20 protein-coding genes and 1 other RNA gene are annotated in these 23477 nt (G+C 59.6%); 10 read left to right on the top strand and 11 right to left on the bottom strand.

The window, feature by feature from the left end; genetic code table 11:
* Positions 1-287: 287 nt before the first annotated feature.
* Entirely contained in the window at positions 288-1394 is a 1107-nt protein-coding gene (gbcB, locus tag NAT23_RS08505; protein ID WP_251927397.1) for a glycine betaine monooxygenase reductase subunit, read from the top strand.
* A 279-nt stretch (positions 1395-1673) separates the two neighbouring features.
* Here the strand turns inward: gbcB and glyS are convergent, their stop codons facing one another.
* A complete protein-coding gene (gene glyS / locus NAT23_RS08500) occupies positions 1674-3749 on the bottom strand; it encodes a glycine--tRNA ligase subunit beta (protein ID WP_251927396.1) in 2076 nt (691 codons plus the stop codon).
* A 3-nt stretch (positions 3750-3752) separates the two neighbouring features.
* The gene (gene glyQ / locus NAT23_RS08495; RefSeq protein WP_251593400.1) at positions 3753-4718 is read right to left on the bottom strand and encodes a glycine--tRNA ligase subunit alpha; all 966 of its coding nucleotides are present in this window, start codon (positions 4716-4718) and stop codon (positions 3753-3755) included.
* A gap of 141 nt (positions 4719-4859) precedes the next feature.
* Between glyQ and rfaD the strand changes: the two genes are divergently transcribed.
* Together rfaD and waaF are read left to right on the top strand one after the other, a co-directional pair.
* Positions 4860-5804 (top strand): ADP-glyceromanno-heptose 6-epimerase, encoded by a 945-nt coding sequence (gene rfaD, locus NAT23_RS08490; RefSeq protein ID WP_251593398.1) that lies wholly within the window; start codon positions 4860-4862, stop codon positions 5802-5804.
* A gap of 1 nt (position 5805) precedes the next feature.
* Positions 5806-6807, top strand: coding sequence for a lipopolysaccharide heptosyltransferase II (gene waaF / locus NAT23_RS08485; protein ID WP_251927395.1), 1002 nt, complete (start codon positions 5806-5808; stop codon positions 6805-6807).
* Between the two features lie 116 nt (positions 6808-6923).
* Here waaF and NAT23_RS08480 read toward each other — a convergent pair whose 3' ends face one another.
* Genes NAT23_RS08480 through NAT23_RS08465 form a run of 4 tightly spaced genes read right to left on the bottom strand, consistent with a single transcriptional unit; the run spans position 6924 to position 11350 of the window.
* Positions 6924-7970: a glycosyltransferase family 4 protein gene (locus NAT23_RS08480; RefSeq protein WP_251927394.1), complete on the bottom strand. Its 1047-nt coding sequence runs from the start codon at positions 7968-7970 to the stop codon at positions 6924-6926.
* Positions 7970-8788, bottom strand: coding sequence for a glycosyltransferase family 2 protein (locus tag NAT23_RS08475; RefSeq protein ID WP_251927393.1), 819 nt, complete (start codon positions 8786-8788; stop codon positions 7970-7972). The genes NAT23_RS08480 and NAT23_RS08475 overlap by 1 nt, the downstream gene beginning before the upstream one ends.
* Positions 8781-10655: a DUF3413 domain-containing protein gene (locus NAT23_RS08470; protein WP_251927392.1), complete on the bottom strand. Its 1875-nt coding sequence runs from the start codon at positions 10653-10655 to the stop codon at positions 8781-8783. Before NAT23_RS08470 ends, NAT23_RS08475 begins: the two co-directional genes overlap by 8 nt.
* Positions 10652-11350 carry a 3-deoxy-D-manno-octulosonic acid kinase gene (locus NAT23_RS08465; RefSeq protein WP_251927391.1) on the bottom strand — a complete coding sequence of 233 codons (699 nt, stop codon included), beginning with the start codon at positions 11348-11350 and terminating at the stop codon, positions 10652-10654. The genes NAT23_RS08470 and NAT23_RS08465 overlap by 4 nt, the downstream gene beginning before the upstream one ends.
* Here NAT23_RS08465 and NAT23_RS08460 point away from each other — a divergent pair.
* From NAT23_RS08460 to waaA, 3 genes are read left to right on the top strand one after another with little or no spacing between them, the layout of a single operon-like run.
* Positions 11349-12428, top strand: coding sequence for a glycosyltransferase family 9 protein (locus NAT23_RS08460; RefSeq protein WP_251927388.1), 1080 nt, complete (start codon positions 11349-11351; stop codon positions 12426-12428). The genes NAT23_RS08465 and NAT23_RS08460 overlap by 2 nt on opposite strands.
* Positions 12428-13858 carry a bifunctional D-glycero-beta-D-manno-heptose-7-phosphate kinase/D-glycero-beta-D-manno-heptose 1-phosphate adenylyltransferase HldE gene (hldE, locus tag NAT23_RS08455; protein ID WP_251927596.1) on the top strand — a complete coding sequence of 477 codons (1431 nt, stop codon included), beginning with the start codon at positions 12428-12430 and terminating at the stop codon, positions 13856-13858. The genes NAT23_RS08460 and hldE overlap by 1 nt, the downstream gene beginning before the upstream one ends.
* A 5-nt stretch (positions 13859-13863) precedes the next feature.
* Positions 13864-15123: a lipid IV(A) 3-deoxy-D-manno-octulosonic acid transferase gene (gene waaA / locus NAT23_RS08450; protein ID WP_251927386.1), complete on the top strand. Its 1260-nt coding sequence runs from the start codon at positions 13864-13866 to the stop codon at positions 15121-15123.
* Here the strand turns inward: waaA and rpiA are convergent.
* The gene (gene rpiA, locus NAT23_RS08445) at positions 15113-15793 is read right to left on the bottom strand and encodes a ribose-5-phosphate isomerase RpiA (RefSeq protein WP_251593389.1); all 681 of its coding nucleotides are present in this window, start codon (positions 15791-15793) and stop codon (positions 15113-15115) included. The two genes, waaA and rpiA, sit on opposite strands and share 11 nt — an antisense overlap.
* 165 nt (positions 15794-15958) lie before the next feature.
* On the opposite strand from rpiA, the gene ilvA reads away from it, so the two are divergent.
* Positions 15959-17473, top strand: coding sequence for a threonine ammonia-lyase, biosynthetic (ilvA, locus tag NAT23_RS08440; RefSeq protein ID WP_251927384.1), 1515 nt, complete (start codon positions 15959-15961; stop codon positions 17471-17473).
* A 343-nt stretch (positions 17474-17816) separates the two neighbouring features.
* On the opposite strand, the gene NAT23_RS08435 is transcribed toward ilvA, so the two are convergent.
* The 3 genes from NAT23_RS08435 to NAT23_RS08425 all read right to left on the bottom strand — a co-directional run bounded on the left by NAT23_RS08435 (position 17817) and on the right by NAT23_RS08425 (position 19015).
* Complete coding sequence (locus NAT23_RS08435) at positions 17817-18422, bottom strand: 5-formyltetrahydrofolate cyclo-ligase (protein WP_251927382.1); 606 nt, start codon at positions 18420-18422, stop codon at positions 17817-17819.
* 28 nt (positions 18423-18450) lie between these two features.
* A non-coding RNA gene (gene ssrS, locus NAT23_RS08430) (6S RNA) lies at positions 18451-18632 on the bottom strand.
* Positions 18633-18691: 59 nt separating this feature from the next.
* On the bottom strand, positions 18692-19015 hold the full coding sequence (locus tag NAT23_RS08425; protein WP_251593386.1) for a cell division protein ZapA: 324 nt from the start codon (positions 19013-19015) through the stop codon (positions 18692-18694).
* A 147-nt stretch (positions 19016-19162) separates the two neighbouring features.
* Between NAT23_RS08425 and NAT23_RS08420 the strand changes: the two genes are divergently transcribed.
* Genes NAT23_RS08420 through NAT23_RS08410 form a run of 3 tightly spaced genes read left to right on the top strand, consistent with a single transcriptional unit; the run spans position 19163 to position 22196 of the window.
* Positions 19163-19753, top strand: a complete 591-nt coding sequence (locus NAT23_RS08420; protein ID WP_251927381.1) for a UPF0149 family protein — start codon at positions 19163-19165, stop codon at positions 19751-19753.
* Positions 19754-19778: 25 nt separating this feature from the next.
* A complete protein-coding gene (gene ubiH, locus NAT23_RS08415; protein ID WP_251927379.1) occupies positions 19779-20969 on the top strand; it encodes a 2-octaprenyl-6-methoxyphenyl hydroxylase in 1191 nt (396 codons plus the stop codon).
* A 9-nt stretch (positions 20970-20978) separates the two neighbouring features.
* Positions 20979-22196 (top strand): UbiH/UbiF/VisC/COQ6 family ubiquinone biosynthesis hydroxylase, encoded by a 1218-nt coding sequence (locus NAT23_RS08410; RefSeq protein WP_251927377.1) that lies wholly within the window; start codon positions 20979-20981, stop codon positions 22194-22196.
* Here the strand turns inward: NAT23_RS08410 and NAT23_RS08405 are convergent.
* Complete coding sequence (locus NAT23_RS08405) at positions 22188-23474, bottom strand: S41 family peptidase (RefSeq protein ID WP_251927374.1); 1287 nt, start codon at positions 23472-23474, stop codon at positions 22188-22190. The two genes, NAT23_RS08410 and NAT23_RS08405, sit on opposite strands and share 9 nt — an antisense overlap.
* Between the last annotated feature and the right edge of the window lie 3 nt (positions 23475-23477).

Raw genomic sequence — 23477 nt, 5'->3', positions numbered from 1 at the left:
TCTCCTTCTGCAGCAGGCGACCTTTTCGCGCAGGGAAGGCCGTTTGCCCAAGGGTGACAAATGAAGTTTGCGTTAGGTGGCTGAGGGTGGATTATCCGATGACGACATACTCTGACACACCCGCGACGTGAGATAGGAAAAAAAATGGGCGGGGTGGTTATGAGAGTTATGCCGATGTCGCAGCCGGACAAGTCGATAGGGTGGTGCGCCGCCAGAATTTGTCCACGAACGGGGCACAAGGGTGTCCTGACTGCGTTGCATTGCAGGGCCTGTAGAGAGTGACCACCATGACTACCAGCTTTTTTAATCCGGTAACGACCCAAACCTGGGTCAACGGCCGTCACGCAGTGCGCTGTGTGAAGGTAATTCAGGAAACGCACGACGTGCGTACTTTCTGCTTCATGGCTGACCAGCCCCTGATGTTCTTCTTCAAGCCGGGGCAGTTTGTCACGGTTGAGCTGGAGATTCATGGTCAGACGGTCATGCGCTCTTATACCATCTCGAGCTCACCTTCGGTACCTTATAGTTTCTCCATTACGGTCAAGCGTGTACCGGGCGGCTATGTATCCAACTGGCTGCACGACAATCTGTCGATCAATGATCGACTGCATGTTCACGGCCCGGTCGGTGACTTCAACGCAATCGACTACCCGGCTGACAAGGTACTGCTGCTCTCTGGCGGTGTCGGTGTGACGCCGTTGATGTCGATGACCCGCTGGTTTTTCGACACGAACGCATCAGTCGATGTCGACTTCATCCACAGTGCCCGCTCCCCCGGTGATGTCATCTATCACCGTGAGCTGATCCACATTTTCTCACGTATTCCCGAGTTCAAGCTCCATGTCATCTGTGAGAAAAAAGACGACCTTGGTGAAACCTGGGCAGGTTATCGCGGCTTCCTGACGGAGCCGATGTTCCGAATGATGTCTCCGGACTTCATGGAGCGTGAAATCTTCTGCTGCGGTCCCGTTCCCTACATGAATGCGGTCAAGAAGATTCTGCGTGAAAGCGGATTCGACATGAATCACTACCATGAGGAGTCGTTTGGCGCCACGCCGACCGACGTTCGTGAAAACGCAGAAGAACTTGCCGAGCTTGCCGAAGTCGCGGCCGAAGAAGTCGACGTTGCCGACATGATAAATGTCGAGTTCGCCGAGTCCGGCAAGAGCGTCCGAATTCAGCCGGAGGAAACCATTCACGCAGCGGCTTCCAAGCTTGGGCTTCATATTCCCAAGGCGTGCGGTATGGGAATCTGTGGTACGTGCCGTGTCGGCCTCAAGTCTGGTGAGGTTGAGATGGAGCATAACGGCGGTATCACCGATGAAGATATCGAAGAAGGGTACATCCTTTCATGCTGCAGCCGTCCGAAGGGCGACGTCGTCGTCGATTTCTGACCGTTTAGCGCTGAATCGATGTTTCACGTGAAACATGGATTCGAAAATGCGCTCAGCCCTTTGAGTACAAAAAAAGCGAAGCACATCATGTGCTTCGCTTTTTTTATTCATGGTATGTGCGCCTCTGAAATATCATCACGTGAGCACTCAAGATGGGTGCAGAGTGGGGAGGACGTGGCGATAAACAGTCAGACGATGTGTTTCACGTGAAACATCCGAGCACAAAAAAGCCCCCGAAGGGGCTTTCCATGCAGCGGCGGGTAGGCCTTGAACGAGTAGTTAGCCCTGAGGCAGCAGCGAGATATCGGCAATCTCGAGAAACTGCGTCTGCAGGGCTGCCAACAGAGCAAGCCTGTTGTTTCGAACCTTTTCGTCTTCAGCCATTACCATCACCTGATCGAAAAATGTATCGACTGGTGTCTTGAGGCCGGCCAGTACATCCAGCGCGTCGCTGTAGCGACCTGCCTGAATGTGAGGCTTCGCCTCAAGGCGGGCACGTTCAATGGCGTCAAAAAGCGCCCGTTCGGCGTCATTTTCAAGCAGTGCCTGATCAACCTCGGGGCTGACACTCCCTTCCTGCTTGGCAAGAATATTGGCCACACGCTTATTGGCCGCTGCCAGGGCGCGCGCTTCATCGCGATGCGTGAACGCATGCACGGCCTTCAAGCGCCGCTCGAAATCGAAGGGGCGGGTTACCGGGCGTGCACGTACCGCCTGATAGGTTTCAACGGCCATACCATCTTCCTGTGCCCAGGTGCGGAACCGGTCGAGCATGTATTCAAGTACATCTTCGACCACGCTTGCGGCATTGGGCAGGTTGGCATGTTGGGCAGCGGCTTCAGTGAGCAGTTCACGCAGGTCGAGGTTGTATCCTCCACGTACGAGAATGCTCAAAACACTGATAGCGGCGCGGCGCAGGGCAAATGGGTCCTTGGTGCCGCTTGGGCGTTGGCCAATGCCGAAGATACCAGTCAGTGTATCCAGTCGATCCGCTAAGGCCAAAGCGATACCGGTCGGTTCATCAGGGATGTCGTCGCCTGCAAATCGCGGCAGATACTGCTGATAGATCGCCTTGGCCACGGGCTCCGGCTCGCCGTCGAAACGCGCGTAGTACGCGCCCATGATGCCTTGAAGCTCCGGAAACTCGAGTACCATCTCGGTGACCAGGTCGCACTTGGAAAGAAGTGCTGCACGCTTGGCATGCTCGACGTCACTTTCGACCGCAGCAGCGATCGATTGCGCAACGGCCTGAAGGCGACGACTCTTGTCCGCCAGAGAACCCAGTTTCTGCTGGAACACGACGCTTTCGAGTGCATCGACGCGGCTTGCAAGCGTTGACCTGCGGTCGGTCTCGAAGAAAAAGGCGGCGTCGGCGAGGCGAGGGCGGATCACGCGCTGGTTGCCTTCGATGACCTGCGACGGGTCCCTGCTTTCGATGTTGGAGATCGTGATGAACGCCGGCACCAGATTGCCCTGGGCGTCGAGCAGGTGAAAGTATTTCTGATTGGCTTTCATCGAGGAGACCAGGCATTCCTGGGGCACTTCGAGAAAGCGTTCATCGAACCGACCTGCCAGTGCGACCGGCCACTCGACAAGCCCTGAAACTTCGGTCACAAGCTCGTCATCGATGACGGCGGTTGCACCGAGAGCCTCGGCTTCACGCTGAACCTGAGCAATGACGTCCTGACGACGACGCGACATGTCGGCCAGCACCTTGCCTCTGGTCTCGAGTGTCGCCAGATACTCATCGGCTGACGCAAGTTCCAGCGCGTCGGGCGCGTGGAAGCGGTGGCCGTAGGTGGTGCGTCCGGCGTCAAGCTCGAGGATGCGCCCCGGAATGACATCGTCGCCGTGCATCATTATCAGCCAGTGCACCGGCCGGGAAAACTCAATGCGAGAGGTACCCCAGCGCATGTTCTTGGGCACCGGCAGCGCCATGACAGCGGCCTTGGCGATCGAGGGCATCAGCTCAATAGTAGACTGACCTGTCTCTATATGGCGATAGCCAAGGCGCAGGCCCTTATCGGTCTCGAGCTGATCGAGGTCTGCCACCTCGACCCCGCAGGAGCGCGCAAAGCCTTCCGCGGCCTTGGTCGGTGCGCCATCCTTGAACGCGGCTTTTACGGCCGGGCCAAGCTTTTCTATTTCTCGGTCGGGCTGCTGAGTGCTCAGGCGCTCGATACTCACAGCCAGCCGCCGTGGCGTGGCGTAGGCGTGAACGTCGCCGTACTGCATTTCGGCGTCATCCAGGCCTTTTTTAAGGCCGGATGCCAGTGCCTCGGCCAGGGGAGCCAGCGCGCCGGGAGGCAGCTCTTCGCAGCCGAGTTCGATCAAAAAGGTGCGTTCGCGTGCCATGGCTTATGCGTCTCCTTGCTGTGTGGGGTCGTCCTGAAGCAGTTCCTTGCGCAGCGCTTCTGAAGCCATCGGGAAGCCGGCTGCCTTGCGCGAGGCGTAGTAGGCGCTTGCCACATCGCGAGCGAGGGTCCGTACGCGAAGAATGTAGCGCTGGCGTTCGGTGACGGAAATGGCGTGACGTGCGTCAAGCAGATTGAAGGTGTGTGAGGCTTTCAGGACCATTTCGTAGGCCGGCAGCGGCAGCGGCTGCTCGAGGGCGAGCAATTTTCCGCACTCGCGCTCGTAGTAATCGAAACTTTCAAACAGGGTCGGCACATCGGCGTGTTCGAAGTTATAAGTCGATTGCTCCCGCTCGTTTTGCAGATAGACGTCGCCGTAGGTGACGATGCTGCCATCGGGAGCTTTGGTCCAGACAAGGTCATAGACGCTGTCGACGTCCTGCAAATACATCGCGATACGCTCGAGCCCGTAGGTCAGCTCGCCAGTGACCGGGAAGCATTCGATGCCGCCGGCCTGCTGGAAATAGGTGAACTGGGTGACTTCCATGCCGTTGAGCCATATTTCCCAGCCAAGCCCCCAGGCGCCAAGCGTGGGCGATTCCCAGTTGTCCTCGACAAAGCGGATGTCGTGGGTGAGCGGGTCAAGGCCCAGCGCTTCCAGTGAGCCCAGATAAAGCTCCTGAAAATTGGCGGGGGAGGGCTTCATTACGACCTGAAATTGATAGTAATGCTGCAGTCTGTTCGGGTTTTCACCGTAACGCCCGTCGGTCGGGCGGCGGGAGGGCTGAACGTACGCCGAGTTCCAGGTTTCCGGGCCGATGGCGCGGAGGAAGGTTGCCGGGTGAAATGTCCCCGCGCCGACTTCCATGTCCAACGGTTGCATGATTATGCAGCCCTGATTTGCCCAGTAGTGTTGCAGGGCAAGAATCAGGCCCTGAAAAGTACTTACGTCCGGCTTCGCCTGTGTCATCGGGAGAGTACCCCTGGCCCATGTTCATGAATTAATCCGCCGGCAAGTATACAATTAGCGGCTATCCGGTTATAGAGCCGCGTTTCGGTCCCATCATCCAAGCCGATGCGCCACACGTTTTGCACCAAATGGAGTGACACCATGATCGTAGTAACAGGCGGGGCGGGCTTTATCGGAGCCAACATCGTCAAGGCGCTGAATGCGCGCGGTCACACCGATGTTGTTGTGGTCGATGATCTGACCGACGGGACCAAGTTCGTCAATCTGGTCGATTGCCAGATCGAGGACTATCTCGACAAGGATGATTTTCTGGCCCGCATCAAGGCCGATGAGTTGCCGCCCATCGACGCCATCTTCCATGAGGGGGCGTGCTCGGCGACCACTGAATGGAACGGCAAGTTCATGCTCGAAAACAATTTCGAGTACTCGAAGGTGTTATTGAACTACTGCAACGAGCGCAATATCCCGTTTCTGTACGCCTCATCTGCGGCCACCTACGGGGGCAGCGACATTTTCGTCGAGCAGCCTGAGTGTGAAAAGCCGCTCAATGTCTATGGGTACTCGAAGCTGCTGTTCGATCAATATGTGCGTCATCACTGGGATCGTCTGACGACCCAGGTGGTTGGTTTTCGCTACTTCAACGTCTATGGCCCGAGAGAGCAGCACAAGGGCAGCATGGCGAGCGTGGCGTTTCATCATCATACCCAGGTGAGTCACGGCGATAACCCCAAACTTTTCGGCGCGTGGGAAGGGTATGAGGCCGGCATGCAAAGCCGTGATTTCATCTATGTCGGCGACGTGGTCGATGTGAATCTTTGGTTTTTCGACCATCCCGAGCGTTCTGGCATTTTCAATCTGGGAACCGGACGCGCCGAGCCGTTCAAGGCGATCGCCGAGACCGTGACCGGCTACTACGGCAAGGGCGAAATCGAGTACATCGACTTCCCCGATCACTTGAAAGGCCGCTACCAAAGCTATACCCGGGCTGATATTCAAAAGCTTCGAGACGCCGGATACGACGGAACGTTCAAGACGGTGTCCGAAGGGGTAACGGACTATCTGGATTGGCTCAATGGTGCGAGCTGACATGAACGCTCGAGCCGAGCGCATCCTTGTCGTCGGGCCGTCCTGGGTCGGCGACATGGTCATGGCGCAAAGCCTTTTGAAAACACTCAAGGCGCGTTCGCCCGAGGTGCGCATCGATGTCATGGGGCCGAAATGGTCCGTACCGATTCTGGAGCGAATGCCGGAGGTCGATACGGCCTGGACACTCGAAATCGGTCACGGTCAGTTCGGGTTCAAAACGCGCTTGCGTCTCGCACGCGCCCTGCGTGGGCAGTTCGATCACGCCATCGTGTTGCCGCGCTCCTGGAAATCGGCGCTGGTCCCCTTTCTGGCGGGCATCCCCCACCGAACCGGATTTACCGGTGAGCAGCGCTATGGCGTGCTCAACGAACGGCGAAAACTCGACAAGTCGGTGCTCGACCAAACCGTAAAGCGCTTCGTGTCGCTTGGGCTTCCAGTCGATGAGGCCTACCCGCCGGTGGAGATGCCGGCTCCCGAGCTGATGCTTGATGCCGATAATCTGGCGCGGCTCGAAACGCGACTGGGGCTTGGTTCTGCGCCACGAATCGCCATGATGCCCGGCGCGGAATATGGCCCGGCCAAACAGTGGCCTCTTGAGTATTATCACGCGCTGGCAGCGAAGTTGATTGCCAGAGGGTATGAGGTGATGGTTTTGGGCGGGCCGAAGGATGCGCCGGCCGGTGAGACAATCGCGGCGTCACTTGATGGGGCGTTCAATCTCTGTGGCGAAACAAGCCTCGCTGACGCTGTCGATCTTCTGGGGAGCTGTGAGCAGGTGGTGACCAACGATTCGGGCCTGATGCATGTCGCCGCGGCTACCGGCACCCGTATTCACGCCATCTACGGCTCTTCCTCGCCAAAGTACACGCCGCCGCTGACTGACCGCGCGGTGATTCATACCCTGGATCTTTCGTGCTCGCCCTGTTTCGAGCGTCACTGCCCGCTGGGTCATACGGATTGCCTGAACAAGCTGTCGGTCGAGCGTATTGAGGCGATGATGTAGCACGTCTGAGTGTTTCACGTGAAACACTCAGACGGTCATTGGCCCTGTTCCATGAAAAAAGCCCGAATGTTTCACGTGAAACATTCGGGCTTTTTTGGTGCTGCAGAACGTGACTATTATTCTGCCATATCCACATAGAGGGCGTGATACGCATCAGCCATGGCGTGAGGTGAGAACTGCACCAGCTTCTCGCGGGCGCCGTCCTTGAGTTCCTCAGCCAGCGCCGGCGCGCCCAGAAGTCGGTCGAGTGCGTGCTCGAGCGCATCTGCGTCGTCCGGCGGAACCAATAGCCCACTTCTCTGATCGGTGATGATGTCCGGGATGCCGTCCACGCGGCTCGCAACGATCGGAACGTCATGGTCCATGGCGTCCAGCAGCGTCGAGCCAAGCCCTTCATTGCGTGACGGAAAGGCAAACAGCGTCATGGCGTCGAGGTAGTTTTCCACATCGGGCTGAAACCCTTCCCAGATTACGTTGGTGAGCTCGCGGCTCTCCCGATGCAATGCCTCGGCGTCTTCGCCGTCGCCCAGAAGTAGAAAGCGGACATCCGGGTGCGAGGCCTGAAAGCGCCGTGCGACCTCCAGAAGAACGCGCTGGCCCTTGTGGCGGTCAACCAGCGCGCCGATATGCCCGATGACTGGATGGCCCTCAAAGCGTGCCTTGAGCTCTGCCACGCGCTCGAGATCGGAGGGACGGTGTGAAAAGACGCTGGGAACGCGTGCGATCCGCCGGGTAAATTCGAGGGCCTCGAGGTGCTGTTCGATCACGGATGAGATCGCGACGGTATAGGCGGCCGAGCCGTAGGTACGTCGATTGAACCACTTGTCCTTGACGGGCTGAGGAACGCGGCGGGTCAGCAGGTACGGAGTGCCTGTCAGGCGCTTGTGCAGATAGGCCCAGTGTACGGCCTTGGCCTCATGCGCGTGAACGGCGTCAGCACCGATGCCAAAGTGGCCTGCCAGTGCATTTCTGGCTTCAACAATCGTTACGTCGAGATGGCGCACTTGGTCGATCAGGGGCGAATCGGGGCGGCACACCAAGGTTTGGCGAAGTGCACCTGAGTACCGGTGGGCGAGCTGTTCAATGAGGATGACGGTCTGGCGTTCACCCCCTCGAAAACCGCGAGCCAGATTGACGTGACATACGTGCAAAGGGGTTGCCATTACCACACCTTGTCGAAGTTTTCGGCGTCTCGAACGCGGGCGTCGCGTTGAAACTCCAGAAGCTTGGCGTATTTAAGATAGGCATTGGTCGCGGCGGAAAGGGCCACGGACAGTCCATCCACACCGGCAAGGAACCCACGCTGAAAGACGTATTTGCGAATGAACGCATTTATACCGTGTAAAAACGGTGACCATGCCGATGCGCGTTTGCCTTTCAGATACATCACCTTGGCGGAACGGTTCGAGAAGCGCCCGCTGGCCTTGGTAAACAGCTCCCCGAGATTTGCAAACGAGTAGTGCTCAAGATCCGCATCGAGCCGGTGCGCGGATGCGGCCTGAACCGAGGCGTGCTGACGGGTTTCCGAAAATCCGGTGCGGTGGCGGTTATAAAGACGTACACAGTAATCCGGGTACCAGCCGCAGCGCTTGACCCACCGTGAGCCGATGAAGTTGCGGCGGCGAAAGGCAAAGCCATCGTGACCCGTCGCCTCGAGGTCTAGACCAAGGATGGTCTGGATGGCCTGCTCGGTCAGGCGCTCATCAGCGTCGAGCGACAGCACCCATGTGTTCGAGGCCGCGCCGGGGCCGACGTTTTTTTGATAGCCATCGCCCAGGTAGGGCTGGTGAATGACACGGGCACCGGCGCGCTCTGCAATCTGACAGGTTGCATCATGTGAGCCTGAATCGACCACGATCAACTCACTGCACACCCGTGACAGTGAGGCCAGACACGCTTCAATGAGTTCGGCCTCATTCAGGGTGATCACCACCCCTGTAATCGGCGTCGTGGCATGCCCGGTAGCGGCGCGGTCAGTCATAGAACCGTCCCATGAGGTTGACCGCTTCAAACACCGCCGGAGAAAACTGCTCCTGATCAAGCGTGTTCAGCTCGGGATCATAGGTCACCCAATCGCCGCTGTCCTTGACTTCGGTGATCCGGTCTTTCTCGATGATGGCGTAGCCGAGATAGCTGTTGGCAATCACCCAGGGATGATCGAGTGTCGGGTTGAGCAGATCCTTGCCCTGGCTGTAGTCAGCGGGTGGGTTGGCGCAGCCGAGCGCGTGCTTCATAAGGGTCGGTACCACATCCAGGTGGCTGGTCATGCCCTCATGGGTGCCTGGCTGGACGTTCGGGCCATGAATGAGAAGTGGCACCTGGGTCTGATAGCGACTGAAGTTGCTGTTATGACCCCAGAAACTGTGGCCGGTGTCGTTGAAGGACTGGCCGTGATCGGAGGTGACGATGAGGTAGGTGTTGTCCCACTCGCCGTGGGCTTTCAGGTCATCGATGACGCGCTTGATGAGCTGGTCATCGTAGTGCGCGGCGTTTCGATGCAGATTTCTCACAGGGATCGGGTCGGTGTCAGGGCCGAGCTCGGTGTATTCGAGCGTGTCGAGCGAGGGCTGCCAGGGGCGCTCCGCGTCGTCAGGCACGCTGTAGCCATGGGGCGCGTCATAGAACAGGAAGCCGAAGTAGGGCTGGTCTGCGTCGGCTGTGCGGCGCTTGGTTTGCCAGTCGAGCCAATCCGTTGTCATGTTTTTATCGCGTGCGGCCGGATCTTCGCCTTCGTGAGTGCGAAGGCGAAGATCCGGAACGGAGGCAAACACGGTGCGATCAAAGCCCACGCCATCGAAACTGGCCGAGCCGAACAGGCCCAGCCGGTAATTTTCCTGTTGCAGTGTACGGATGAATAGGCTGCCGGTCTGGCTGTCTTCCATGGTGTTCCAGTAGTTGCCGGTCAGGCCGTAGAACAGGCCGAATACCCCGTTACGAGTGGCGTTGCCGCTACTGATGTGATGCTCAAAGCGCAGGCCGCTCTCGTTGAGTGCCTGGTACAGATGGGGCGTGGTCTCGGGGCCGTACTCGTCGAAGCGCCAGGAATCCAGCGCGATCACGACCACGTTGGGCGGGGTGTCGCCGGGCGTGCACGACAGCGGCTTTGCCGGCCAGTTGAGCGAGCCACTGTCATGGGTTCGGTTCATGCTCAGGTTCTTTTCGCGCGCGGCTCGGGGGTCCAGCCAGCCGTTCTTTTCCATGAAGTCCTTGGCGGTGGCGGGAAACAGCAGTGGGTAGATGCTGGTCTGTTGCGTAACGCTTCGCTTGTATTGGGCATCGGCGACGACGTGAATGGCATGGCTTGCAATGGCCATGATCAAAAGGCCAAGAAAGGTTTTCCAGACCGGAAACGCAATGCCCTGAGCGCGGGCCTGAATGCGCCAGGCAAGCCAAGTCTCGAAGAGTAAAAGACCCACGATCACGCCGATGCCGAGCGCCCAGGTCGAGGCCGAAAAGCTGAATATTTCGCCGTTCTGGTCGTGCACGAACAGCGACAGCATGAAGTGATTGACGTGGAAGCGGTACTGGCTGAAGACCACTGTATCGAGCGCCAGCGCCCAGAGGCCGGCTGCCGCGATCAGACTCATGACCGGGATCATGGCCTTTCTGGGCAGTACGAGCGCGGCCAGCGCCATTGGCAGCCAGGCCAACATGACCAGCAGGCCGAAATGCCCGATCCAGGTCGTTACCAGATAGGCAATGCCCCACGGGTCCGACGGCGCATTGAAAAAGGGCAGATAGCGGGTCGCGATACCCCAGACAACGACCAGATTGATCAGCGCGAAAAACGCGCTGCCGCGCAGATAGAAGCGCTTATTAGGCGTGAATTTATCCATAAGTAGCGTCAAGCGTTGTATCCAGAAAGTAGGGCAGTGTGGTGGCGCCGCGCCCGGTCGGGCGCGAACTTGTCGAATGAGCGCTTCAGGCGCTCGAGGTTTCGCTTCTTGAAGCCGCCCTTGCCTCGAATGCGACAGCGGTCGAGGTCGATAAGCCAGGGCGAATCAACGGCGTCGAGCAAAATGTTGCGGGCGTTGAGGTCCACGTGATCGAGGCCGAGCTCGTGAAATTGACGTATCATGGCACCCACGCGGCTTAAAAGCTGCGGCGTGGCAGCCTCGGTCGGGAGCACATCGGCAAGCGGTCGTGCCTCTGGGATACCCACGGTAATCAGAGCGGCCTGATAGGTACACCCTTTTGGCCAGAGACAGCCGCCGACCGGCGCCGGCACCGGCAGGCCCGCGTTTCTAAGCCGTGCGGTCAGGCGAAATTCTCGAAAGGCCCTGCTGCGTTCGGCGCCGAGCCAGGCGTAGCGGTCATCGTTGAAACGACCGATCAGCCCGCCACGACGATAAGGCCTAAGCACCCAGTGCTCGTTCGGGGCAGCCTCGATGAACACGCTGGCGCCGCGGCCGGGCGCTTCCCCGGTTACCTGAGCCTTTTGATGCCAGAACTCGGGGGTGAACCAGTCGGGCCCGATTTGTGGGGCTCTTTCAGCATCATATAGAATACGCGTATTTGCGTGTCGGGACGTCACTATCCGCATGAAGCATCCTTTGCCTGCTTATCCATCACATCTTTGTGTGTTGCGGCTTTCCGCCCTCGGCGATGTCTGCAATCTTGTACCGACCGTCCGCGCTCTTCAGCGCCAATGGCCCGATACGCGCATCACCTGGATCGTCGGAAAAGGCGAGTACAGTCTACTGGCCGGCCTTTCAGGGGTCGAGTTTATCGTATTCGACAAAAAGACGGGGCTTGCCGGCATGCGCGATATCTGGCGCACGCTGAAAGACACCCGCTTTGACGTGCTGCTTCACATGCAGCAGTCGATCCGCGCCAGTATTCTTTCGCTGGGGCTCAAGGCAGACGTTCGGCTGGGCTACGATTCAGCGCGCGCCAAGGACCATCAGACCTGGTTCACCAACCGTCAGCTTGCCCCCCATCCGCGGGCTCATGTGCTCGAGTCGTTCATGGATTTCGCCCGCGCGCTTGGCGTTGAAGACACCGAACTTGACTGGAATATTCCGATTCCTGACGACGCCGAGCTCGAGGCCCGTGGGCTGATCGGAGGCCGCGATGCGCTGGTGATGAGCCCGTGCGCCAACCCACGGCTGCGGAACTTTCGCAACTGGACGCCTGAAGGCTACGCCGCGGTGATCGACCACGCCCATGACGTACACGGGTTGACCACGTTTTTGACCGGCGGCGGCAGCGACCAGGAGCAGGAAATGGTCAACGCCATTGCCCATCACTGCCGGGTCGCGCAACCCGTCAGCGTGCTGGGCAAGACCTCACTCAAGGGCGTGCTTGCCCTGATTCGGCAGGCGCGGGTGGTCATCGCGCCGGATTCCGGGCCAGTTCATATGGCCAATGCGCTGAATACGCCGGTCATTGGGCTGTTTGCGACCACCAACCCCGACCGCGCCGCACCGTATTGCTGGCAGGACTATGTGATCAATCGCTACGAGGCGGCGGCCCGCACCTATCTGAAAAAACCGGAGCAGGCGCCCTGGGGCACACGGGTGCGTCACCCCGAGGCGATGAAACTGATCGAGGCGGATGCGGTGAACGCCATGCTCGACCGACTCCTCCAGGACACCGAAACGCACAAGAGGCCGCAATGATGAAACTGGATTTCAAGGCGCTGGAGGCGGCACGTGTCGTCGTGGTCGGCGATGTCATGCTCGACCGCTACTGGACCGGACCCACCTCGCGTATCTCGCCCGAGGCGCCGGTGCCGGTCGTGCGCGTCGATGGCAGTGAAGACCGCCCGGGCGGAGCGGCCAACGTCGCACTCAACATTGCCTCGCTCGGCGCCACGGTGACGCTTTCCGGACTGGTCGGCCAGGACGACAACGCGCGGCTGCTCAGCGATGCATTGACCAATGCCGGCATCGGGGTCGATTTCCAGGAAAGCGAACACGCCCCAACGATCACCAAACTGCGGGTTATGAGTCGCAATCAACAGCTGATTCGACTCGATTTCGAGCAGTCGTTTGCCGACATCGACATGACGCCACTGACGGCCAAGGTCGAACACGCCCTCGAAACCGCGGAGCTCATGATTCTCTCGGACTACGGCAAGGGCACGCTTGCCGACGTGCAGGCCTTGATCAAGGCTGGCCGGCGCGCGGGCAAGCGGGTTCTGGTTGACCCGAAAGGCACTGATTTTTCGCGCTATCGCGGTGCCAGCCTGATGACGCCGAACCTGAGTGAATTCGAAGCCGTGGTTGGCCCGTGCCCGGACGATGCGACGCTTTCGCAAAAGGGCGAGCAGCTTCGTCTCGAGCTTGAGCTCGAGGCGCTGCTGGTCACCCGCAGCGAGCGCGGCATGACCCTGATTCGAGAAGACGCTCCGCCGCTTCATCTGCCAACGCACGCCCGTGAGGTGTTCGATGTGACCGGGGCCGGTGATACGGTCATCGGAGTGTTGGGGCTTGCGCTGGCGGCGGGTCACGCGCTGCCAGAGGCAATGATGCTGGCCAATCTGGCCGCGGGTCTGGTGGTGGCCAAGCCCGGTACGGCAACGCTCTCGATCGCCGAGCTCTACACGGCAATGCACGGCGATCGCCTGGCGGAATTCGGCGTGACGGACGCAGACACGCTGGCGCTTTCCGTGCGCGCCGCACAGGGGCGCGGCGAGCGTGTGGTCATGACCAATGGCTGCTTCGATATTCTCCATGCCGGCCATGTGGCCTACCTGGAGCAGGCTCGCCGCCTCGGAGATCGTCTGATCGTTGCGGTCAACGACGACGCCTCGGTTCGACGGCTCAAGGGGGAAAAGCGCCCGATCAACGCGCTCATGCGGCGTATGCAGGTGCTGTCCGGCCTGGCTGCGGTGGACTGGGTCGTGCCGTTTGGTGAGGACACGCCGGCCGAGCTGATCGAGCGTATCTTGCCGGACATTCTGGTCAAGGGCGGTGATTACAAGGCGGAAGACATCGCTGGCGGCGAGGCCGTGATTGCTCATGGCGGTGAGGTGCGCGTGCTCGATTTCGAGGATGGCGTTTCCACGACCGCCATGATCTCGACCATCCTCGGCCGAGGCGAGTGAGCTGCGTGCGTTTTCTTTATTCTCTTGCGCTGTATCTGCTCTCACCGTTTATCTGGTGGCGTGTATGGCGTGAGTGGTTACCTACTCACTCGCGCTGGGAGCGTTTGGGGCGGGTGCCGTATGAGACGGCGCCTGTCATCTGGGTGCATGCAGCCTCCGTGGGCGAAGTGATGACGGCACGTCCGCTGGTGCAGGCGCTTGAAACGCGCTATCCGTCGCACAAGATCGTGATGACCACCATGACCGCAACCGGCGCAAATCAGGTGGCGTCGCTGTTCGAGGGGCGCATTTGCCATCATTTTCTGCCGCTTGATTTTCCCGGCCCAGCCAAGCGATTTGTCCGGCATGTGCGTCCGGCGCTTGCCATCGTGATCGAAACCGAGCTGTGGCCGAACCTTCTGGCAGAGTGCCAGCATCATGATGTGCCGCTTGCGCTGGTAAACGGCCGGCTCTCCACAAACGCATTGCAGCGTTATCAACGAATTCGCCCCTTGATGCGTGACACGCTCGCCCACTTTGACTGGCTTGGCATCAAGGACCGAACGGATCTTGAGCGGTTCAAGGCGCTTGATGGGCCGGTGTCGAGAATGGAGATTACCGGCGGACTGAAGTTCGACCTGCGCTACAACGGTGCGCTCGAGAAAGTGAGTGAAGACATACTTTTTCAATGCGATGGCCGGTTTATCTGGGTGGCGGCATCGACGCACGAGGGTGAGGATGCGGCGCTGATCGATGCGCATGCAAGGCTGCGTGAGCGATATCCCGGGGCGTTGATGATTCTGGTGCCCCGACACCCGCAGCGCTTCGACGCCATTGCGCAGTTGATCGAAGATAGCGGGCAGTGTCTGGCCCGGCGCTCCCGTGGCGATGGCATTACCTCACGGGTCAGTGTCTATCTGGGCGATACCATGGGCGAACTCATGGGGTTCTACGCGGTGGCCTCGGTCGCGTTCGTGGGCGGGAGCCTGGTGCCTGTCGGCGGGCATAACCTGCTTGAGCCGGCGGCGCTTGCGGTACCGGTAGTGACCGGGCCACATCTTGAGAATTTCAGTGACATCGCCGATCTGCTCGAGGCCGATGACGCACTTGTCCGTGTGGCGACGACCGATGAGCTGGTGGCCGCTCTAGCCGAGGCCGCCACCGCGCCTGAGCAGGCTCGGGCGCGAGGGCGTCGTGGGCTGATGGTGGTCGAGCGCCATCGTGGGGCGCTCGAGGCAACGCTCAATGGGCTCGAGCGCCTTCTTCCAGGTGGTGTCAGCGGGTAATCCGCGCGACGCCGTCATCACGGCCCAACAGAAGGACATCCGCGCCGCGGCGAGCGAAGATGCCATGGGTAACGATGCCCGTGATCTGATCGAGGGTGGCTTCCATCGAGCGGGGGTCGTCGATCACGAAGTTGTAGATGTCGATGATCTGATTGCCGTTGTCGGTCACGACACCTTCCCGATACATCGGATCGCCGCCGAGTTTGACGATCTCGCGTGCAACGAAGGAGCGCGCCATCGGAATAACTTCGATCGGCAGCGGAAAGCCGCCGAGGCGCTCGACGTATTTTGACCCATCCGCGATGCAGATGAAGGTCTGCGCGCATGCCGCCACGATTTTCTCACGCGTAAGCGCCGCACCGCCGCCCTTGATCATGGAGAGCTCGGTGTCGATTTCATCGGCGCCATCGACGTAGACCGGCAGCGTGCCGACGCCGTTCAGGTCATACACGGGAATGCCGTGCTGCTTCAAACGGTCGGCCGAGGCCTTCGAGCTTGCCACGGCGCCATCGAAGTCATGACGGTAAGCGGCGAGCTCATCGATGAACAGATTGGCCGTCGAGCCGGTGCCGACCCCGATGACGGTTTGGCGGTCCAGCAGCGGGACGATCTCGTCGACGGCGGCACGGGCAACGGCCCGTTTCAGTTGATCCTGCGTCGTGGTGGCCATGGCGTACTCTTCGCTGAAAGTGCGTGAAAGGGCGTGTCATGCCCTTGGGGGAAGGCGTATTATACGGAGTCCACCCGGTTCGTGTAGACGTGGCCTGCGTTCCTTTTTAGGCTGGTTTCTTCGATGGGTGACCCTGTTTTTGCAATGTGCCATTAGGACAAGAGAATGCTTGAAGCATACGTGAAGAAGATCCTCCAGGCGCGCGTGTATGAAGCCGCCTCCGAAACGCCGCTTTCCGCAGCGCCCATGCTCTCCAAGCGATTCAACAACCAGATTTGGATCAAGCGTGAAGATCTTCAGCCGGTGTTCTCGTTCAAGGTTCGTGGCGCATACAACAAGATGGCGAGTTTGACGCCTGAACAAAAGGCGGCAGGGGTGATCGCTGCCTCGGCCGGCAATCACGCTCAGGGCCTTGCGCTCTCGGCCAAGAAAATGGGCGTCAAGGCCACCATCGTCATGCCCTGCATCACGCCTGACATCAAGGTTCAGGCCGTGCGTGCGCTTGGCGCTGAAGTCGTGTTGTCCGGCGATGCGTTCAATGAGGCGCTCGACCATGCGCGCACGTTGATCGCCCAGCATGGCTATACCTACATTCCGCCCTACGATGACCCGGACGTCATCGCCGGTCAGGGCACCGTGGGCATGGAAATTCTTCGTCAGCATCCTGACCCGATCGAGGCCATTTTTGTGCCGGTTGGCGGCGGCGGGCTCGCCGCGGGCATAGCTGCCTACGTTAAATACCTGCGCCCGGACATCAAGGTGATCGGCGTTGAGCCTGCCGATGCGGCGTGTCTGAAGGCGGCGCTGGATGCCGGTGAGCGCGTGGTACTGCCTCAGGTGGGGATCTTTGCCGAAGGTGTGGCGGTCTCACAGATCGGGGAGACACCGTTTTCGATTTTGAAAGACCACATCGATGGTGTGATCACCGTGTCGGCTGATGAAATGTGCGCTGCCGTCAAGGACATCTTCGAGGATACGCGGGCTGTTGCCGAGACCTCAGGCGCGGTGGCGCTTGCCGGGCTCAAGAAGTACGTTCAGGAAACCGGCGTGACCGACCGGACGCTTGTGTGCATCAACTCGGGCGCCAATACCAACTTCGACCGACTCCAGCATATTGCCGAGCGAACCGAGCTCGGTGAGCAGCGCGAAGCGATTCTTGCGGTCACGATTCCAGAGCGCCCGGGAAGCTTCAAGCAGTTCTGTACGGTCATCGGTGAGCGCATGGTGACCGAGTTCAATTACCGCTATGCAAAAGGCGATAAGGCCCATATCTTCGTCGGCGTTCGGGTGCAGCCGGGCGGTGAGGATCGTGCGGCACTGATCCAGCAGCTTGAATCGGCGGATTATCCGGTCGAGGATCTGACCGACAATGAGCTTGCAAAGCTTCATATCCGACATCTGGGCGGCGGTCGTGCGCTGCACTCGTTCGAAGAGGAAGCCTATCGGTTCGAGTTTCCCGAGCGGCCTGGGGCATTGATGCGGTTTCTTTCGTATCTGCCGGAAGGCTGGAACATCTCGATGTTTCATTACCGCAATCACGGTGCCGCGTATGGGCGCGTTTTTGTCGGCCTGCAGCTGCCGCGTGAAGATCTCTCTCAGCTTGAAGAGCATCTCGACAGCATTGGGTATCGCTACTGGAAAGAAACCGACAACCCGGCCTATCGCTTGTTCACCGCATAATGAACTAAATGAAATGTTTGAAATGACCGCCTTAGAGGCGGTTATTTCATGCAAGAGGAGGGGAGCTATCGTCGTATCGTGAGTCGGGTCGATGTAGGTGGAATGACGTATTCAGTTTTTATAAAGAATGACGTTATTCATCAAAAAGTGTGACTTCTGGTTGATTGTATCGAGGCTGGCTGATTATAGTGCGTCTCTCGCACGCTCACGCATCCCTTTGAATGGAATGGCTCCATGAAACGCAAACCTGATCTCGTTGTTACTCTTGTGTTCTTGTTCGGCATCGGCATGGTTGCGACTGGGTACGCCCAATCGTTGATGGGCGCGTGAGCCCGACTCATTTCTAGCGATAGACGGCGCGGTCTGTAACGACGGCATCGAGCGGCACATCCCAGCTCTGAAACGGCAACGTATCCACGTGCTGAATGTCATGAGCCAGGCCAATCAGCCTTGGCGCCGGCCGGACACGCTGAGTAAATGCAAACGTGCGGTCATAGAACCCGCCGCCCATACCCAAGCGGTTGAGCGCGGCATCGAATCCCACCAGTGGCATCAGCACGACATCCAATCCCCAGGGCGGAAGCCGACGAGCGCGGCCTGCATTCAGGCGCGTCTGCGGCTCGGAAATACCGAATCGGTTACGCGTCATCCGGGTCTTTGCGTGGTAGTGCACGAACCAGAGCCGGTTATCGGAAAGCGGTTTCAAAACAGGAAGGAAGGCGCGAGCCCCTTTTCGCTGCATCCACGGCAATAAAAGCCCAGGATCTATTTCCCCATCGTTTGGCAGATACAAGGCAACGCGACGTGCTCGTTTGAGCTCGGGCATGCGTGAGAGTTGGCGTTTCAAGGCCACGGCGGCATGTCGTTGCTGGGCCGGGGAGAGCGAGCGGCGCTGTTCGCGAAGCGTGCGTCTGAGCTGAGCTCGACTTAGACCTGATGAATCAAGCATTAGGAAACGGCTCGTGCTGGGGCGGGAAAGGTTCTCCGGGGTACCGCTGTTGTTTCTGCCCTTGAACCTATTGGTTCAAGGTGGGTGGCCTCAAGCAGACCGTCAGGCTTTCCGACGCGCGGACATGCACACGGGTCTGCAAATGTGGCCCCCTGGGTATTACGCATAGGCTCGAGGGACTACAACAACTGGCGAGCACTCCAGAGAACGAGGTTCAGTCTAACAGATTCTGACGGGCGCGCCCAAAGGTAAACGCGGTGAAGCACCCGCTATTCGTTCGATGAGGTCGGCGACGTTCGTGGCGTAACCCGCTCGACAGCCCGGCCAAGCGCATCGCTTGACTGGGCGGCTACATGCTCGCCCTTGAGGCGGAGTTCGCGCTCTCCCATCAACTCATGGGTAATATTGAGCCCGGCCATCAAGGCGATCTTGGTGATGTCCGCCACCTTGCCCTGCGCGTGAATGCCCTCGAGTGCGGTATTGAGGTATCTGGCCGCATCGAGCAGAGCCGGCTCTTCGTCATCGGAGCAGTTGACGAGATAGGTCTGACCCAGCAGGGTGATTTCGATAGTGCGGCGGGATGCCTCGCTCATGATGACGTGCTCCGGCATGGGCCTTTACGGGCCAGTGCGCTAAGATGGTGAATCATGGTTACGCACTATAGAGAGCCGCTATTGACCGGTCAACGCACCGCTCTGGCGTTCTTTTAAATTCGATCCGACAACGCGCGACAGGAGCCCATGTCGATTCAAGAAGACTCCCTCGATTTCTCACTGATCAGTGACCTCTTTCTGGCCCACGGCAGCCTGCAGTCACCGTCCTTTCTGGATGGCCGTCTCTGCGCCCAGATCGCGCTTACCGATCTAAGCCCGGAAGCCTGGCTTGATGAAGTCTGCTCCGCACTTGGCGTGGATGAACCAAGCGATCGTGATGCGGCAGCGCAGCTGCTTGAGTGGCGAAAACGTACGGAAGACCGGCTATCTGCCAGCGAGCTTGGCTATGAGCCGCTGATCCCGGACGACATCTACTCCATCTCGGAGCAGGCCCAAGGGCTCAAGGACTGGTGCCTTGGTTTCTGTGAGGTGCTGTCCGAGGTTGAGAGCGATGTACGTGATCAATGGCCGTTTGCGCTCAAGGAAGCGCTCGAGGACGTTAACACCCTGTGCGGCATCGAAACCGACCTTGATAACACCGCCGAAAACGAAAACGACCTGTTCGCGCTGACCGAGCACGCCCGTATGGCCGCCATGCTGCTTTATACGCAGCAGCACCCCGGTCAGCCGGATGTCGAGCAGGTGGATGAAAACGACCCTGAGGTGACCCGCCACTAAGCCGGTCTCTTAAGATAAGGACATCATGAGCCATACGGACATCGCCATTATCGGTGGCGGCCTGGTCGGTGCAAGCCTTGCCTGCGCACTGGCCCCGCTCATCGAACGCCATGGTCTTACGGTCACCATCATAGAGCCTGCCGGGCTCAGTGCGCCGACGACCCCGCAGCCAAGTTTCGATGATCGGTCGAGTGCGATCGCCTATGGCTCGGCGCGTTATTTCGGCGCCCTCGGGCTGTGGCCGGCCATGAGCGAGCGGGCAAGCCCCATCCGGACCATTCATATCAGTCAGCGCGGCTATCTTGGCGCAACGCGGCTCTCTCACCGCGACGTCGGGACGACCGCGCTTGGCTATGTGCTTCGAAACCGCTGGATGGGCCACGTATTGCAGTCTCATCTGGCAGAGCTACCGGTGCAGTGGTTAAGCCCTGATTCGGTCGAGACCATCACGGCGCAGTCGACGGGATATCGTCTGACGCTTGCCTCGGGCAAAACCCTCGACACACACCTTGCGGTCATGGCCGATGGCGGCCGTTCCGGACTCAAGCAGCAGCTTGGCATCGAGGATGATGTCACCCCCTACCACCAGCACGCGCTTATCAGCAATGTGCGCCTTTCCAGACCGCATCAGGGCACGGCGTTTGAGCGCTTCACACCCGAGGGGCCCGTTGCGCTCCTGCCGCTGGATGGCCGCGAAATGGCGTTGGTCTGGACTCACGAGACCGAGGCGCTCACCCGCGCCATGTCGCTTTCCGATACGGACTTTTTAAGTGCGCTTCAAGCCCGCTTCGGTGACCGCGCTGGCCGGTTCGAGCAGGTCGGCAAGCGAATAAGCTACCCGCTCTCGCTCAAGCAGGCGCGCGAGCAGGTACGCGGTCATCTGGCGATTCTTGGTAATGCTGCCCACAGTCTTCACCCGGTCGCAGGGCAAGGATTCAATCTCGCGCTGCGCGGCGTGGCGGATCTATGCGCTGAAATCGAGGCGACACTCAATGCGTCGGAGGCGCTTGGCAATCATGCCATGATGACGCGCTTTGAGGCGCGTCGAGCGCGTGATCGCGACCAGATCGTTGGCTTCAGTGATGGTTTGGTACGCCTCTTTGGCGTCACGAATTCATTGATTTCTCACGCACGTGGACTCGGACTGATCGGTCTGAACGTCATGACCCCGGCTCGCCGCGCACTAACACGCCGAGCGATGGGGCTCGAGCGCTAGGAGAGAGCTATGCAGGATGTAATCGTGGTCGGTGCAGGCATGGTCGGAAGTGCCCTGGCGCTGTCGCTTGCGAAGGGTGGGCTGACGGTGTGCCTGGTCGATACCGGTGCCGGTACGCCTTGCTGGCAGACCTCAATGATCGATCAGCGCGTCAGTGCCATCACTCAGGCCTCGCGGTATTTCCTTGAGCACCTCGGTGTCTGGCGCAGTGTCTGCACGCGTCGCGTCAGTGCGTACAAGGCGATGACGGTCTGGGATGGGGAAGGCAGCGGGGAAGTGACGTTTGATGCCGAAGACGCCGCCAGTGAGTCGCTCGGCCACATTGTCGAAAACAGTGCCATTACCGACGCGCTGCACGAGGCGCTTGATGCGCACCCGAACGTCACGTGTGACTGGCAGTTCAGCGCAAGCGGTTACTCACTTACAGGTGAGGGCGTGCGGCTTTACTGTGACGATGGCCGTACCCATGAAGCACGGCTTCTGGTCGGTGCTGACGGCGCTCGCTCGAACATCCGGCATTTTGCCGGGATTCGAACGCGCGACCGCGACTCCGGCCAGCGTGGTGTGGTAACCACCGTGACACACGCGCTACCGCACCAGCGTACCGCGCGTCAGATTTTCCTGCCGGGAGGGCCGCTGGCGTTTCTGCCATTGATGCCCGACGAGCGTGAGCTCACCAGTTCGATCGTGTGGTCCTCCGAAGCACCGCTTGCCGAATCGCGTATGGCGCTATCGGATGAGGCGTTCAAGGCGGAGCTGGCCGACGCCTTCGAATACCGGCTGGGTTCAATTACCTCGGTGGCGCCCAGGGTCGCCTTTCCGCTGATCCAGCGCCACGCCGAGCGCTACACCAGCGAGCGTGTGGCATTGGTCGGGGACGCGGCCCACAGCATCCACCCTCTGGCGGGCCAAGGGGTCAATCTGGGGTTTCTGGATGCAGCGACACTAAGTGAGGAGGTACTTACTTCTGTCAGGCGCGGCATTGCAGTAGGCAATGCCCAGGCACTTTCCCGGTATTCGCGTCGTCGGCGCGGAGACAATGCTCAGATGCTGATGCTGATGGATGCGTTTCGACTCGGCTTCAAGAGTCAGTGGGCGCCGCTTCAGCTGGCGCGCAACCTTGGACTTAACGGCGTCGAACACGCCACACCCCTCAAGCGCTTTTTTATCCGGCAGGCATTCGGTCAGCGCGGCAGTGTCCCTGCCTCCATGACCGGCTCAGTCTGATGAGTGCCCCTTCGCGCGGGCGCCCCATACATTGAGCCCTCTGAGCAGATTCAGTGCCTCGCCTAGCGGATAATCCTTTTGAGCCAGCTCGGAGGCTGGAGCGGTCTCCGTGCGGTTTGACGATGCGTTGATCAAGTGGTTTTCAAGTGAGCGCTCACGTACCTGTAAGCGCTCACTGTCATTGACGTTCAGCGTGCCGCGCTGAACGCCGATGTCCGGCACGATACCGGTTGCCTGAATCGAATGGCCGTCAGGTGTGAAATAGCGCGCTGTGGTCAACTTGAGCGCTGAGCCATTGCTGAGTGGCATGACCGTCTGCACCGAGCCCTTACCGAAGGTGGGTTCGCCCATAATGATGGCGCGCTGATGATCCTTGAGGGCGCCCGCCACAATTTCCGCGGCAGAGGCCGTACCTGCGTTGACCAGTACGACGACCGGCGTGCGCTCTGGAACAGCGTGCGCGGCATCGGCGGTAAAGCGCGAGCGGTGCTCCGGAAGGCGGCCCTTGGTGTAGACAATCAGTCCACCCTCAAGAAACTCGTCGGCGGTCGTGACCGCGCTGTCCAGCAGGCCGCCCGGGTTATTGCGCAAATCGAGCACCAGCCCCTGCAATGGCTCTTCGTCATTCTTCAGCCGCTCGAGGGCGTGATCAAACTCATCGGCGGTGCGCTTTTGAAAGCGAGAAATCCTGATATAGCCGTACCCTGGCGCGAGTGTGCGCTCACTTACGCTTTCTTCCTGGATGATTTCACGTGTGAACGTAAGTGTGCGAGGTGGCGCCTCGGCATGAGGGCCTGACGCCGATTCGAGCGTCAGGGTCAACTCGGTGCCTTCGTCGCCGCGCATTCGGGTAATGGCTTCCTGAAGCGTCATCCCCTCGGTCGATGTGTTGCCGATGGCAAGAATACGATCCCCTGGCTGGACACCCTGACGGGCGGCCGGCGTTTCATCGATCGGGGCGATCACGACGATGGCGCCCCGCTTTTCGCCGACCTGAATGCCGATGCCGGCAAACTCGCCACTGGTCGCTTCCTTGAGGTCCCGGTAAGCCTCGGCGTCGAGGTAGGCCGAATGTGGATCGAGCTTTGACACCATGCCTTTCATGGCGTTGTCGAACAGCGTCTTGTCATCTACCGGGTCAACGTAGGTCTGGCGCACCTGCTCGAAGACCTGTGAAAAAGTCTTAATGTCCTCAAGCGGCAGCGCGTCTACGTCGGCCTGTGCCGTGGCACCAAACAGTGCGGCCATTGCCAACGCGGTGGGTAGAAAACGACGCATAAC

The sequence above is a fragment of the Larsenimonas salina genome, assembly GCF_023736155.1.
GTDB classification, from domain to species: domain Bacteria; phylum Pseudomonadota; class Gammaproteobacteria; order Pseudomonadales; family Halomonadaceae; genus Larsenimonas; species Larsenimonas salina.
Note: the sequence above shows the minus strand (reverse complement) of the source record. Positions and strands in the feature narration are given on the sequence as shown.